Source organism: Microbacterium sp. SORGH_AS_0505 (genome assembly GCF_030818715.1).
Lineage (GTDB): Bacteria > Actinomycetota > Actinomycetes > Actinomycetales > Microbacteriaceae > Microbacterium.
In genome coordinates, this window is record NZ_JAUTAT010000001.1 from 468819 (window position 1) to 483356 (window position 14538).

Annotated in this window: 12 protein-coding genes; 3 read left to right on the forward strand and 9 right to left on the reverse strand. The window is 69.9% G+C overall.

Annotation, left to right across the window (positions count from 1 at the left end; all coding sequences use genetic code 11):
* Positions 1 to 16 precede the first annotated feature (16 nt).
* Positions 17 to 442, forward strand: coding sequence for a DoxX family membrane protein (locus tag QE428_RS02350; protein ID WP_307462628.1), 426 nt, complete (start codon positions 17 to 19; stop codon positions 440 to 442).
* Here the strand turns inward: QE428_RS02350 and QE428_RS02355 are convergent.
* Entirely contained in the window at positions 427 to 1056 is a 630-nt protein-coding gene (locus QE428_RS02355) for a DUF1684 domain-containing protein (RefSeq protein WP_307462630.1), read from the reverse strand. The genes QE428_RS02350 and QE428_RS02355 overlap by 16 nt on opposite strands.
* 74 nt (positions 1057 to 1130) lie before the next feature.
* Between QE428_RS02355 and QE428_RS02360 the strand changes: the two genes are divergently transcribed.
* The gene (locus QE428_RS02360) at positions 1131 to 1550 is read left to right on the forward strand and encodes a hypothetical protein (RefSeq protein WP_133400341.1); all 420 of its coding nucleotides are present in this window, start codon (positions 1131 to 1133) and stop codon (positions 1548 to 1550) included.
* Between the two features lie 60 nt (positions 1551 to 1610).
* On the opposite strand, the gene QE428_RS02365 is transcribed toward QE428_RS02360, so the two are convergent.
* The 5 genes from QE428_RS02365 to QE428_RS02385 all read right to left on the reverse strand — a co-directional run bounded on the left by QE428_RS02365 (position 1611) and on the right by QE428_RS02385 (position 9255).
* On the reverse strand, positions 1611 to 4724 hold the full coding sequence (locus QE428_RS02365) for a S8 family serine peptidase (protein WP_307462632.1): 3114 nt from the start codon (positions 4722 to 4724) through the stop codon (positions 1611 to 1613).
* 154 nt (positions 4725 to 4878) lie between these two features.
* Positions 4879 to 5955, reverse strand: a complete 1077-nt coding sequence (locus QE428_RS02370; protein ID WP_307462634.1) for an ABC transporter permease — start codon at positions 5953 to 5955, stop codon at positions 4879 to 4881.
* Positions 5952 to 6884 carry an ABC transporter ATP-binding protein gene (locus tag QE428_RS02375; RefSeq protein ID WP_091356474.1) on the reverse strand — a complete coding sequence of 311 codons (933 nt, stop codon included), beginning with the start codon at positions 6882 to 6884 and terminating at the stop codon, positions 5952 to 5954. The genes QE428_RS02370 and QE428_RS02375 overlap by 4 nt, the downstream gene beginning before the upstream one ends.
* A 10-nt stretch (positions 6885 to 6894) precedes the next feature.
* Positions 6895 to 8166 (reverse strand): MFS transporter, encoded by a 1272-nt coding sequence (locus QE428_RS02380; protein WP_307462637.1) that lies wholly within the window; start codon positions 8164 to 8166, stop codon positions 6895 to 6897.
* Between the two features lie 90 nt (positions 8167 to 8256).
* Positions 8257 to 9255: a glycerophosphodiester phosphodiesterase family protein gene (locus QE428_RS02385; RefSeq protein WP_307462639.1), complete on the reverse strand. Its 999-nt coding sequence runs from the start codon at positions 9253 to 9255 to the stop codon at positions 8257 to 8259.
* Positions 9256 to 9418: 163 nt separating this feature from the next.
* On the opposite strand from QE428_RS02385, the gene QE428_RS02390 reads away from it, so the two are divergent.
* Complete coding sequence (locus QE428_RS02390; protein WP_307470596.1) at positions 9419 to 10315, forward strand: Bax inhibitor-1/YccA family protein; 897 nt, start codon at positions 9419 to 9421, stop codon at positions 10313 to 10315.
* Between the two features lie 405 nt (positions 10316 to 10720).
* On the opposite strand, the gene QE428_RS02395 is transcribed toward QE428_RS02390, so the two are convergent.
* The 3 genes from QE428_RS02395 to QE428_RS02405 form a co-directional block, all read right to left on the reverse strand.
* On the reverse strand, positions 10721 to 12313 hold the full coding sequence (locus QE428_RS02395; protein WP_307462642.1) for a PAS domain-containing sensor histidine kinase: 1593 nt from the start codon (positions 12311 to 12313) through the stop codon (positions 10721 to 10723).
* Positions 12314 to 12437: 124 nt separating this feature from the next.
* A complete protein-coding gene (gene guaA / locus QE428_RS02400; RefSeq protein WP_091356492.1) occupies positions 12438 to 14018 on the reverse strand; it encodes a glutamine-hydrolyzing GMP synthase in 1581 nt (526 codons plus the stop codon).
* Positions 14015 to 14533: a DUF3817 domain-containing protein gene (locus QE428_RS02405; RefSeq protein ID WP_091356496.1), complete on the reverse strand. Its 519-nt coding sequence runs from the start codon at positions 14531 to 14533 to the stop codon at positions 14015 to 14017. The genes guaA and QE428_RS02405 overlap by 4 nt, the downstream gene beginning before the upstream one ends.
* Positions 14534 to 14538: the final 5 nt, after the last annotated feature.

Consider the following 14538-nt stretch of genomic DNA (forward strand, 5'->3'; position numbering starts at 1 on the left):
TCGGTACGCTCGAGCCGTGAACGCGCCGCGAACGATCGCCCGTCTGCTCCTCGGCGCCGGGCTGGTGTTCACCGGCATCGCTCACCTGACCTTCGCACGCGAGGAGTTCGTCGCCCAGGTCCCGCGGTGGCTGCCGCTCCCCACCGACCTCGTCGTCGTCGCCTCCGGAGTCGTCGAGATCGCGCTCGGGCTCGCGCTGCTCGTCGGCCGTCACCGCGTCGCCGTCGGATGGACCGTCGCGGCGTTCTTCGTCGCCATCTTCCCCGGGAACATCGAGCAGTTCGTGCGGGGCACCGACGCGTTCGGACTCGACACCGACCTCGCCCGCGGCATCCGACTGCTCTTCCAACCGCTGCTCGTGATCGTCGCCCTGTGGTCGACCGGCGCGTGGGCAGCGTGGCGCGCCCGACGCCGGAGCGCTCGGGATCAGACGACTGCGTAGCGTTCGCCGACCGGAACCTCCGCGGCCAGCACGTTTCCGGGCTGCGCGAGCGGGCAGGCCCAGGCCGGGTCGTAGGCGCACGACGGGTTGTACGCGAAGTTCAGGTCGAGCACGATCGTGCCGGCTCCGGCATCCATTCCCAGGTCGGCGCCCTTGATCGTGTCGATCAGATATCTGCCGCCACCGTAGGTCCCGTCCGGCCGCCCCGCCAGTGCGTCCCGCAACGGGATGAAGAGCCCGCCGCCGTACGTCGTCAGGCGCCACACATCGAGTGAGCCGACATCGGGCAATTCGACGACGGCGACCCGCTCGAAGGGGACCACCCCGTCGGTCCCGGTCGCGAACTCGAACCCGCCGGGTTCCGTGGGCTGCAGCGGCACCTCGAACCGCCAGCTCGGGTCGTACGGAGCGACCGGCACCCCGTCGAAGCCCGTTCGATCCTCGGGGAGGATCGGCGTCGCGGGGTGGTGCGCCAGCAGTTCGTTCCGCCTGCTCCGCCACAGCTGGTGCGCAGCCTCGGGATCTGGCGTGGCCCGTACGACGTCGTAGAGGGCGAAGACGCGCCGGCGCCAGTCGACGACGTCCAAGGCAGTTCGAGCAGCCGAAGGGATCATCGGCTCAGGCTACGCGCACCACCCCCTGCCCCGGCGCGCGCGACGCGCGTAGCCTTTCTGAAGGAGGTGCCCACATGCGCACACGTCTCATGTCCGCCGCGGCGGTCGTCATGTGGGCCGGCCTCACCCTCACCGCCTGCGCGACGGAAGGAGCCGCCATGCCCACTCCCGGCGAGAGCCCGGCCGCGAGCCGACCCCCGTTCCTCACTGCCAGCCCCGCCCCTCTCGGACCTACCGGGTCCGCCTCGGACCTGCCTCCGGCGAAGTGGGCCGCCTTGACAGCGGATCTCTCCGCGCGCGGAGTCTCGGGCGATCCGGCCCTGGTCTCCTCCGAGCGCGTCGAGTTCTCGGACGGGTCCCTCGGCTGCCCCGCTCCCGGAATGGCGTACACGCAGGCGATCGTCGAGGGGTACCGCGTCGTCGTCCGCGTGGACGACCAGACCTTCGACTACCGCTTCGGCACCGGAGATGAGCCGCGCCTCTGCGAACGCTGATGACGGATGCCGAAGGGGCGGCGCGTCCTCGACGCACCGCCCCCTTCGGTTCCGTGAGCGTTAGTTGGTCTTGACCAGCAGCGCCTCGTCAGCGCCCGACTCGTTGTCGACGACGACGACCATCGCACCGAGCGGCTTCTGCGCGGCGTAGGCCCCGGCACTGGTCCGCACCGTCACCGACGCCTTGCCACCCTTGGGTACGACCTCGTACTGGCCGTTGCCGAAGGCGGGCTTGCTCGGGTCGTAGGTGGCCTTTCCGTCGAAAGCGTCGCTTCCGTCGGTCGTGCCGCTGAACGACTGCACGGTGTAGTCGAACGGTCCCGTGATGCCGAGGTCAGCGAGGTTCACCGGCAGCAGGATGGTGCTGCTGTCCGTCGGCGCCTGGGCGAGGAATCCGCTCGGGATGAGCTCCTTGGTCTTCACGTTCTGGAGGAAGACCTCGGCGACACCGTCGACCGAACCCGAGCGAACGGCACCCGAGTCGTACGAGAACACGACCCAGTCGGGGGTGCCGTCACGGTTCGAGTCGATCACGACGTCGAACTCGTTGGAGGCTGCATTCGACCACCGCGACCAGGTGTTGACGGCGAAGACGGCCAGGTGGTCGCCTCCGGTCGTCGCGAACGACTGCACGCCGGCGGCGCGCAGGTCGTACCCGGTGTCGGTGAGGGACTTCGGGGCATCCTTCTTGTCCGACAGACCCCACGTGTAGACGTCCGCCGCCGCGTCCAGAGCGCCCTTGCGGTTGTTCAGTTCGAGCGTGCGGTCACCGTCGGTGACACGTCCGCGCGAACTGAGCGCTCCCTTGACCGTCACGTCGCTGTTGGAGCGCGGGACGAGCAGGTAAGGAACCCGCAGCGTCGAGCCCTTCGACGTCAGGACGACGTTGCCCGAGACCTCGTAGAACGAGAACTGGTCGTCAGCCGAGAGCGAGCTCGGGATCGACGATGCCGCGATCGAGACCGACACCCGGAAGGTCGCGGTCCGCCCGGGGCGGACGGTGATCGTCTTGGTGTTCGTCGTGACCTTGGCCTTCAGCGACTGCGCCGACGGTGCGGTCGATACGCGGAACGTGACCGCCTTCTTGCCGTCGTTGCGCACGGTGACCGTCTTCGTGCTGTCGAGCTTGCCGGTCGACTCGTCGAAGCCGAAGCTCAGAGCCGCTTCGCGCATGCGGCCGCTCTCGGTGCGGAACACGTCCCCGGTCGCGGTGACCGTCGTGGCGACCGCCTGGGCCGTGTCGACGAGGCCGACTCCGCCGCGAGTCGGGTCGATGCCCGCGACCGCGTCCGGGTCCGCCGTCGAGACGAGGGCCGCCGAGATCTGCTCGGTGTCCCAGGTCGGGTGCGCCTGCACCGTGAGGGCGGCAACGCCGGCAACGTGCGGCGCGGCCATCGACGTGCCCGAGAGGACGGCCGAGTCGCTGCCGGTGCCGACACCGACGGACGAGATCGACACGCCGGGCGCGGCGACGTCAGGGCTGATCGCGCTGTCCCCACTGCGCGGTCCCGACGAGCTGAACGAGGCGTAGCCGCGGAAGGCGGGGTTCGCGATCTCCTGAGCCGCGACCGTCACCGTCGCACCATCGACGAATGCGGCGCCGTCCGACGAGCGCACCCCGAAGAACGGGATGGTGACCTCGTACGGCGTTCCGTCGTCGGGGTTCTCGGTGATGGCACCCTCATACGGCGGCAGGTCGTTGGTCGAGTTGACCATGACCGCCGCTGCTGCACCGGCCTGCTGGGCGAAGATCGCCTTGGCCGCACGTGCGCAGGTGCCACGCTCGGCGACGGCGATCTGGTTGCCGCCCGGGGTGACGCCGACACGGGTGTAATCGGATGCCGCACATCCGAGCGCCTCGTTGGCGGGCGTCGCGGGGTCGTTCGTCAGTCGCACGACGGTGAGTTCGCCCAGGCCGTCGAGCGAGGCGCCGTTCGCGTTGATCGCTTCGACCTTCTTGCCGCCGACCGTCAGGATGGCGCCGGGGAACGAGGCGGTGCTGTCGATCGCGGAGACCGCGATGACGCCGTCACCGCTGCCGGGAGACCCGGTCAGGTAGGGGCTCGGACCGGAGTTGCCCGCCGAGGCCACCACGACGACACCGGCACCGACGGCGTTGGCCGCCGCGACGGCGCTCGGGTCGTCGCCCGTGCCGAACGAGGAGCCCAGCGACATGTTGATGACGTCCATGCCGTTGTCGACGGCCCAGTCGATGGCCTGAATGGTCATCTCGGTGGAGCCGTCGCAGCCGAACACGCGCACAGCGTAGAGGTCGGCTTCGGGCGCGACGCCGGGGCCGACGCGGAAGTCGACCGATGGCGTCGACTCGTCGTAGGGGCCGGTGTAGGTGGATCCGTCTGCGCGGACACCCGAGCCGCCGGTCGTGCCGGCGACGTGCGAGCCGTGGCCTTCGCAGTCGAGGGGGTTCGCGTCGGGCTTCGGGATGAGGGCGTCGCCGGTGCCGGACGGGTCGTAGTCGTCGCCGACGAGGTCGATGCCACCCTTGATGCGGGGAGCCTTCGGGCCGAACAGGGCGGGGTCGGCGGGCTGATCGGATGCCGCGGCCGCAGCCTCGTACGCGTCGATCGTCCCGGGGCCGCCGAATCCGGCGTGGGTGTAGTCGATCCCGGTGTCGATGATCGCGACCTTGACGTTCTGGCCGGTGTAGCCGGTGCTCTCCCACACCTTGGGGACCCCGAGGAACGGCACGGAGACGGCGTTGTCGAGCTCGTGCCGGACGACGGGGTGCACGGCCACGACACCGGGGAGGGCGGCGACGTCGTCGAGCTGCGCGGCGGGGATCGTCGCCTGGATGCCGTTGTAGGCGGACTGCATCTGCGCGCGGATCTTGCCGCCTCGCTGGGTGATTCCGGAGCGGATCTTGTCCTGCGCCGCCTTCAGGTCCTTCTTGACGGTGGTGCGCTCGTTCTTGCTGAGGGAACGCCCCTCCTCCGCCTCGACGACGGCGACGGGCTCGCCTTCCATCTCGAGGACGACCGAGACCTGCCGGTCCGGGTCGATCGCCGCCGCGGAGACGTCACTGTCGAGCGCGCCGGTCGAGACGCTGCGATCGAAGCGCGCCGTGGGATCGTCGTCGGGTGTGGCGGCGAGAGCCGCGGTCGTGGGCAGCGAGAGCGCGAGGACGCCCGCGACCGCCAGGATGCGTCGGTGCAAGGGGGACCGCCTTTCCTTCTGGGAAGAGCGCTCGGCGGGGTGCGCAGACCGTCCGAGACGGATGCCGCAGCCGAGGCTGATAGGAGGCTATGCACCCCCTCTCGATCTCCCAAGAGGAATCTGTGCAGATGAGAGGATCCTCACCCGGCGCAGCTCAGGCGATGCGAGTCCCCGGCGGTAGCCGACGGGCCGGCGTGCGCGTGCGCATGATCGCCCACCAGAGCAGGAGCGCCGCGAGGACGATCTGACCGCCGAGGCCGACGAACCAGCTCGGCACGGTCGAGGCGACGATGTCCTCGGGGGTCGGTCCGTCCGCTTCGGGCTCCTGGCATTCGCTGTACGACGAGACGAGTTCCGGAGCGATCTGCGCCTGACGGACGGTGGACTTCACCCCGCTGAAGAGATCCTCCGGATAGCCCTGATCGTCGAATCCGCCCGGTGTGGCGTCCGCGAGGATCACGAACGGGTTCGCGGCGAGGATCCACCAGACGTAGTCGAACCGCATGATGGGCGAGACCGTGGTCTCCCACTCGCTGCAGACCCAGTCCTCCGGCGTCGAGGCGCAGCGGGTCACACCGTCCTTGCAGATCGGAGCCCCGTCGACGTCGTACTCGGCCGCCTGATACCGGTCGACACGCTCCGAGGTGATGCTCGAACCGATCAGGCCGAAGGCGATCGGAGAGCCGAGCGTCAGCGCCGCGACGACCAGATAGGTTGCGGCCACGGAGAAGAGCGGCCGGGAGAGCACACCGCTGATCGCGGTCCCGAGGGCGGCGACGACGCCCGTCTCGAGGACGAGGATCGCCGTCGACGCGAGAACCGTCGGCGGCTCGACTCCGCCCCCCAGAGTCGCGATCACGAGGAAGGGCACCGCGACGGCGGCGAAGGCGAGCCCGGTCAGCCAGGCGGCGAGGAACTTGCCGAGGACGATCTCGGTCGTCGTCGCCTGGGTCACCTGCAGCGCGGCGAGGGTCGCGGCATCCCGGTCACCGTTGATCGAGTTCCCGCTGAGGGTCGGCGACACGAGGACGACGAGGAGCAGAGTGATCAGCACCACGACGGAGTAGACCCCGGGGCCGGAGTCCTCCTGGCCCGAGAAGGAGAGGAACGAGAGGGCGGTCGTCCCGACGAGAATGAGGGCGAAGACGCCGAGCATCACGTACCAGGCGACGGTGCGGATGCGCTGAGTCAGGTCGAGCCGGGCGATGGTCCACAGGCGCGAGGCGTTCATCGCGCACCCCCTTCGAGGTCGAGGAAGGTGTGTTCGAGGATGCCGCTGGCCGCCGAGAACTCCGCCACAGGCAGGCCTGCGGCCACCAGGGCCGCGAGCCCTGCGGCAGCGGCGGCCTCCCCCTCGAAGCGCAGGAGGACGTCGCGGCGGTCGACGGGGATCGTCGCGACATCGAGCCCGAGCGCCTGTGCGACGGGGAGAGCAGCGGCGACGGCATCCCGATCCGCGAGGCGGACACGCCACGTACGGGCGCGCCCCGCGGCTTCAGCGACCCGCTCCGAGCTGACCGTCTCGCCCTGCACCATGAAGACCGCGTCGTCGACCACTTCCTCGAGTTCGGAGAGGATGTGGCTGGAGACGAGCACCGTACGCCCCTCCGCGGCGAGCGACCGCAGCAGCAGGCGGAGGTCGATCCGTGCCTGCGGGTCCAGCCCGGACGCCGGCTCGTCGAGCAGGAGCACGCGGGGGTCGTGGACGAGCGCGCGCGCGAGCCCGAGCCGCTGCTTCTGCCCGCGCGAGAGAACGCGCGCCGGCGCGTCGCCCAGCGTCTCGAGCCCCACTGTCGCGAGCAGCTCCGCCGCGCGGGCCGCCGCCGCATCCTTGCCCAGTCCGGTGAGACGGCCGGTGACGGCGATCGTCTCACGAGCGGACAGGGACGGCCACGCGCCCAGACTGTCGGGCATCCAGCCCAGCTTCGCGCGAGCCGCAGCCGGCTCGGTGACGGGGTCGACCCCTCCGATGCGGATGGTGCCGGCGTCGGGGGCGAGGAGCGAGGCCAACATGAGCAGCAGCGTCGTCTTCCCCGCGCCGTTGGGTCCCACGAGCCCCGTGACAGCGCCTTCGGGCGCCTGGAAGGTGACGCCGCGGACGGCGTGGACGTCCCCGAAGGACCGTCGCACCCCCTCGGCGACGATGCCGGCAGTAGTCATAGGGCTCACCCTAGGGGGTTGCTGTGTCCCGTCGATGAACGGCGCGGTGGCCTCGGAGGTTGGCCAGCCCGAACACCAGCAGCAGCGCGGCCGAGACAACGGGCGCCCACAGGGCGGTCGCCGCCCCGGCGGATTCGGCCAGCGACCCCACGACCATGCTCGCGAGCGCCTGGCCGACGACGACGGACGAGCCGAGGACCGCCATGACGGTCGCCTCGCGGCCTCGCGGCGAGCGTGCGGCCGCGAGGGCGTACAGCGTTGCGAGGGTCGGACCGATTCCGCACCCGGCGAGGGCAAGCGCCCACCCCATCGAGATCGCCCCGGTTGCACCGGCGGCGAGTACCGCGCCCACGAGCAGAACGACCGTGAATGCGATCCACCGCCACGGCAGGGCGAACCGCCTCGGCAGAAGACCGACGCTCATGGCGAGGATCGCAGACCCGATTCCCATGATCCCGTAGAGGATGGCGGTCTGCTCCGGGAAGCCGCCCTCCGTGGCGAAAGCGGTGAGCGAGGTCAGCATGGCACCGAAGAAGAGGCCGGTCGCGAAGGTGCCGCCGGCGGCGAGAAGGATGCCGGGGCGCGCGATCCGACGCGCCGGTTCGCGTTCGCCGGCGTCCATGGCGTGACCTGCGGTGCGCGCTGTCGGGTGGAGCGCGAACGTGGTGACGAAGACCATGGTGAGGGCCGCCGCGGCGAGGACCGGAGCGGCGGGGGTGGCGGCGATCGCGATGACGCCGACGAGGACGGGGCCGAAGACGAAGACGATCTCGTCCACACCGGACTCGTACCCCATCGTCGACTCCTGCAGCCGTCCGCGCGCGGATGCGTCGACGCGCATACGACCGATGGCGCCGACCAGACGCGCACGCGACATCGGCGACACCTGCGGGGCGGTGGCTCCCGCGAGCGCCGACACGAGCAGGAGGAGCCCGTCCGGTGTCTCGCCGTACGCGACGGCGACGAGCGCGACGAGCACGATGCTCTGCACCAGCGAGGCGAGTAGCAGGACGGGACGCTGCCCCCAACGATCGGCGGCGGCGCCGATGAGCGGACCGGTCGCGATCGTGCCGAGCCCGACCATGGCGGAGGTGAGTCCGCCGACCGCGAGCGACCCGCGGGCGTCGACGACCATGGTCAGGACGCCGACGACGATCATGGCGTAGGGCAGTCGCGCGATCAGCGCGATGGCGAAGTAGCCGATGCCGATGCTCGCAGCGAGCGTGCGGATCGGACTGTCGCGTTCGGCCGGGCGCACCGGCGTCGAGTCGGTGAGGGGCATGTGTGACCTCCGTGCAGACGAGGCGTCGTGCCGCCTTGACTCTCCACGGATCAGGTAGTTACACGGGGTGCTGACGCACCGGCATCCATTCTACCGGTCGGTGTCTGAGTGTCCGAAGAACGCGACCCCCAGGTCGGGGTGATCGACGAAGACCCCGTCGACACCGGCGTCCGCGATGCGCCGCCATTCGCCCTCCCAATCGCCGAACGATGCGGCATCCGTTCCTCGCTGGAACTCGGGGGCGAGGAACGCGTTCTCGGGTCTGCAGGTCCACGTGTAGACCTCGAGCCCGCGCCGGTGGGCATCCCCCACGACGCCCGGGTCCTCGAGGATGACCCGCTTGTCGAGGCTGATCCCGTCGACCTCGTGGGCGACACGGTCCAGCCCGCCGGCCGTCAACTGATCCGCGTACGTCGGTGCGTCGGGGCCCTGCGCCGCAACGAGATCAACGGCGCGGCCTTCGGCTTCGAGCAGGTAGACGTAGCGTGCCCGGATGCCGCGGTCCCGCATCCGCTGCAGGATCCGCTGCTCGAACGACTCGATGACGAGTCGTCGCGCCCCCGAGTTCCAGGCTGCCTCCTGCAGTTCGGCCGCGAGCAGCCCGGCGACGTCGTATCCCTGCGACGCGAAATAGGTGGCGTGCTTGACCTCGAGGACGATGCCGATGGCCCGCCCCTCCCGCTCCCCCGCTGCGGCGACGAGGTCGAGCAATTCCCGGAGGCGCATGATCGGATGCCGGCCGTCGAATGCGGCGCTGCGAGGGCGGAGGAGCGGCAGCCTCTCCCGACACCGGAGCGTGGCGAGCTCGTCCCAGGTGAAGTCCTCGACGAACCACCCGGTGTGGCTCGCACCGTCGACCTCCTTCGTGACGCGTCGCGACGCGAACTCGGGACGATCGGCGACATCGGTCGTGGAGCCGATCTCGTTCTCGTGTCGGATGACGGCGACACCGTCCTGCGAGAACACGATGTCGGGCTCCACCGCATCGACGCCGAGGTCCAGGGCGAGCTCGTACGAGGCGAGGGAGTGCTCGGGGCGGTACCCCGGGGCTCCACGATGACCGATGACGAGCGGGCGACGACGCGACATGCGCCCAGGCTAACCACCGGTCGGCGGGGGAAACCCGATGCGCGCGGCGGCGTAGCACCCTCATAGTCCTCTCACAGCGGCCGCCCCCACCCGCGCTTTCCCCGTCCGATACGCTGGATCGACAGCACAGCGCTGTGAGTCGACTTTTGGAGTGAGACACACAATGGCAGCGTCCGGCAATTTTGCCTTCAACAATCCGGTCTTCCAGGAGCAGCGCCCCGGCCTGACTCCCCCGGCAGCCCAGACGAACTACGCGGCAGCCTCGCACCAGGCCGCCGACGTGGCGTCCAACGCCCAGCTCGAGGGGATGTACGCGGCTCCGACGGCGTCGTCCGCTGACACGGGCCGTATGACGGTCGAGGACACCGTCCTCAAGACGGCCGGCCTCTTCGGCATCCTTCTCGTCACCGCCCTCGTGGGCTGGTTCTGGACCCTCGGCGGCACCCTCGACGCGACGCGTCCCGTCGGGCTCACGATCATGCCGTGGATCATCGGCGCCCTCGTCGGGTTCGTCCTCGCCCTCGTGATCACCTTCACGTCGCGCAAGAAGGTCCGCCCGGCCCTCATCTGGGCCTACGCCGCAGCCGAAGGCCTCTTCGTCGGCGGTATCTCGGCCTTCTTCGAGGTGCAGTGGAGCGGCATCGTCATCCAGGCGACCATCGCGACCCTCTCGGTCGTCGGTGTCACACTGGCGCTGTTCGCCAACGGAAAGGTGCGGGTCAGCAAGCGGGCGAACAAGATCTTCATGATCGCCCTGGGCGGATACCTGGTTTTCGGCCTCGTGAACCTGGTGCTCATGTGGACCGGCGTCATCGACGGTCGCTTCGGCCTCTACAGCGCCGAGATCTTCGGCATCCCCCTGGGACTCGTCATCGGAATCGTCGTGGTCCTGATGGCGGCGTACTCCCTCGTGCAGGACTTCGACCTCGTGCAGCAGGGTGCCCGCAACGGTGCTCCCCGCGAGTTCGGCTGGGTCGGCGCCTTCGGCATCATGGTCACGGTCGTCTGGCTCTACGTCGAGATCCTGCGCATGATCGCGATCCTGCGCGGCAACGACTGATCTAGGTTCCGCTCACACGAAGGCCGTCCGGGAGACCGGGCGGCCTTCGTCGTTCCGGCGCGCACCTCCCTCTCCGCGAGACTGCACGTGGAGCTCAAGACCGCGGCCCCGCGCCGCGGTCTCGGCGCGCGCGTGCAGTCTCGGCGCCCAGTGGGCTCGCCCGCCCGGCGCTGCCCGCCTGCCGGCGCGCGCCTCCCGCGCGCCGCGAGGCGCCGGCCCCGCGTCGCGCGAGACTCCCCGCGTCGCGCGAGACAGCACGCGGCGCGCGAGACAGCAGCCCCGCACCGCGGTCTCGGCGCGAGCGTGCAGTCTCGGCGACCGTGCGGCGGCCCGACCGGGACCGACCCGCGCATCCGCGCCTGGGCCCGACCGCGCCCGACCCGCGCACCCCGCGCCGGCCCGGACTCAGGACGGGAGGCGCAGGACCGCAACGGTGCCGCGGGCGCCGTTCGGCTCGAGAGTGACGCTCGCGCCGTACGCGTCGGCGAGGGATGCGGCGTTCGAGAGACCGATGCCCGTGCCGGGGATCGCTGCGTCGTGGGCGTACGGCGCCCGGTAGAAGCGCTCGAATGCGAGAACGCGTTCTTGTTCGGTCAGGCCGATGCCCTGATCGGCGATCGTGACCACGATGTCGCGGCCGTCCTCCTGCGCCGACACGACGACATCGGGGCCGCCGACGGGCGTGAACTCGACCGCATTGCGCAGGAGCTCCTCCAGGATCGATGCGAGGTCGCGCACGGCGATGCGAGCGGCGCGCTCGGGCATCGTTCCGATCCGGATGCCGATTCCCCGCTCTTTGGCGCGGCCGGCGACCTCTGTCACGGCGTGCTTCACGACCGGTCCGACATGCGATGCTCCCGAGCGGGCTTCGACATCGCGTGTGGTCTGTCCGGCGGCGATCAGGCGTTCGACGAGACGAAGCAGTCGCTCGGCGGAACGCTCGACGGCCTCCCACCGCTCGGCCTCGGCGGAACCGTGCATGAGGGCGATGTCGGTGTGGCCGAGGATCACGGTCAGCGGAGTGCGGAACTCGTGCCCGACGGTGCTCAGGAAGCGATCACGGACCTCGACGGCACTCACGAGATCTGTGACGTCCTGTCCGACGATGACGATCCCGACTTCGTCCCCCCCGGCGACGACCGGTCGCACGATGACCTGCATCACGCGGCGGGGATCTCCGCCGAATTCGACGGTGCGGGGCGCCGCGAAATCGCCCGAACGCACGCGCTCGACGAAGTCGGCGGCGGTCGCCTCGGACGACATGGACGGGTCCGCTCGCCAGATGAGGGAGGCGAAGCCGTCTCGGTCGACCTCGTCGATCCCCGATCGACCGCTGATCTCCGCCGCTACGGCGTTGAGGAGGATGGGGCGCCCGTCACGGTCGAAGACGGCGACGGCGTTGTCGGTGGCATCGAGCGTCGCGCGCAACATCGCGGTGTCGCGATCCGACAAGCGGAGCGCCTGATCGAGGTCGTCCGACACGCTCTGCATCCGGGCTCGCATGCGGGCGAGGTCCCGCGAGATGAGGGCGACGGTCACGGCGACGAGCGCGGAGAGGATCGGCAGCGCCGCGACGGCCATGACGTCGCCGATGCCGCGGAAGCCACCGCTCCCGAGGATCTGCACGAGCGGGCCGAGCGCAGTAAGCAGGACTCCGGCCGTCACGGCTGCGGGCGGGAAAGCGAAGGCGAGCCAGCCCAGGGGGAAGATGATGAGCATCGACGAGGAAGGGAGCGCCTCGACGGCGGCATCCCGAAGCGGAACGCACGCGACGATCTGGATCAGGGGCACGGCGGCGAGCCACACGGTGCGCCGAGTCGGCTGCACGAGCCAGATCGCGGTCATGGCCGCCGTGCTGAGCACGATGACGCCGAACCCGGCGAGCAGCAGCGGAGTGACGCGCTCGCTGTCGATGGTGCCCAGGATGAGCACGACGATGAGGCTGGCCGCGGCCAGCACGAACTGCGCGTACGGCTGCGTTCGCGAACGCTCGATCAACGACTCACCCCCTCCTCAGACGGTGGTGCAGAAAGGGGCTGGGTCCCGCGCTCACTCTGGCGGCGCGGTGTGTCCTCTGTCAAGAGGAGGCGGAGTGCATGGTCACGGGGGTGTCCCCCGCGACTCACTCCCACTCGATGGTCCCCGGGGGCTTCGACGTGACGTCGAGAACGACCCGGTTGACCTCGCGCACCTCGTTGGTGATGCGGTTGCTGATCTTGGAGAGCACGTCGTACGGCAGACGGGTCCAGTCCGCCGTCATCGCGTCTTCGCTCGAGACGGGACGCAGGACGATCGGGTGGCCGTAGGTGCGTCCGTCGCCCTGAACGCCGACCGAACGCACGTCCGCGAGCAGCACGACGGGGCACTGCCAGATCTCACCGTCGAGGCCGGCCTTGGTCAGCTCCGCACGGGCGATGGCGTCGGCGTCACGCAGGATCTCGAGACGGTCAGCGGTGACCTCGCCCACGATGCGGATTCCGAGGCCGGGCCCCGGAAACGGCTGTCGACCGACGATGGCTTCGGGAAGGCCCAGTTCGCGGCCGATGGCGCGGACCTCGTCCTTGAAGAGGGTACGCAGCGGCTCGACGAGCTCGAACTGCAGGTCCTCAGGCAGACCGCCGACATTGTGGTGGCTCTTGATGTTGGCCGTCCCGCTGCCGCCGCCGGACTCGACGACGTCGGGGTACAGCGTGCCCTGCACGAGGAACCCGATGGGATCGCCGTCCGCCGCGGCTTCGGCGATGAGGTCGGACTGGACCTTCTCGAACGCGCGGATGAACTCGCGACCGATGATCTTCCGCTTCTGCTCCGGGTCGCTGACACCCGCGAGGGCGTCCAGGAACGTCTCGCGGGCGTCGACGGTGATGAGGCGGACGCCGGTCGAGGCGACGTAGTCGTTCTCGACCTGCTCGCGCTCTCCCTTGCGGAGGAGCCCGTGGTCGATGAAGACGGCCGTCAGCTGATCGCCGACCGCCTTGTGGACGAGCGCCGTAGAGACCGCCGAGTCGACGCCACCCGAGAGAGCTGAGATGACGCGGCCCGAACCGACCTGCGCGCGGATCTTCTCGACCTGCTCGGCGATCACGTTGTCGCTGTTCCAGTCGGCGGGGAGGCCTGCCGCGTTGTGCAGGAAGTTCTCGATCACGCGCTGACCGTGGTCGGAGTGCTTGACCTCGGGATGCCACTGGACGCCGTAGAGCTTGCGGACGTCGTCGGCGAACGCGGCGACCGGGGTGGCGGCGGTGCGCGCCAGCACCTCGAAGCCGGCGGGAGCAGCACTGACCTGGTCGCCGTGGCTCATCCAGACGTTCTGGTCGACGGGCTGACCCTCGAGCAGGACGTTGTCGGTGACGATCGTGGCATCCGTCGCGCCGTACTCACGGAGGCCGGTGTTCGCGACCTCGCCGCCGAGGGTCTTCGCCATCACCTGGAAGCCGTAGCAGATGCCGAGGGTGGGGACGCCGAGCTCGAAGACGCCCGCATCGAGCTTCGGAGCGCCCTCTTCGTACACCGACGACGGGCCGCCCGAGAGAATGATCCCGACCGGGTTCTTCTCGGCGATCTCCGCGGCGGTCGCGGTGTGCGGGACCAGCTCGCTATAGACGCCTGCCTCGCGGACGCGGCGGGCGATCAGCTGCGCGTACTGGGCGCCGAAGTCGACGACCAGGACGGGGCGCTGGGAGGTTTCGGTCTGCTCTGTCACCGGGTCTCCGTGGGGGTTTCGATGGGGGCGGATGCGGCGGCTTCCCTCGCGGTCAGGTACTCCCTGACCTCGCGGGCGACCTTCGCTTCCATGAAGAAGGACAGGAGGGGCACGATGCCGCCGAGCGCAAGGACGATGAAGCGGGGGAAGCCCCATCGCATCAGACTCCAGACGCGGAAGCACGCGAAGAGGTACACGACGTAGAACCAGCCGTGCACGATCAGAATCGCGAGGGATATGTTCACCCCGTCGCCCGTCGAGGCGATGTCGCATGTGCTGCTGCCGGGGACGAACAGGGAGAACCACTGGCAGTCGGGGCTCGGGATCGCGGTGGCGAACCACAGCAGCCCTCCGGAACCGCCGGCGAACAGCTCGACGTGGATCGGCGTGTACTTAAGGATCATCTCGGCGACCAGCAGGAGCAAGCCCACGCCGGTGATGATCGATGCGATCTGGTAGAACTTCAGGGCGCCGCGGATCGCCGGAAAAGAGGCGAGTTTGGGCTGAACGGGCATGGCTT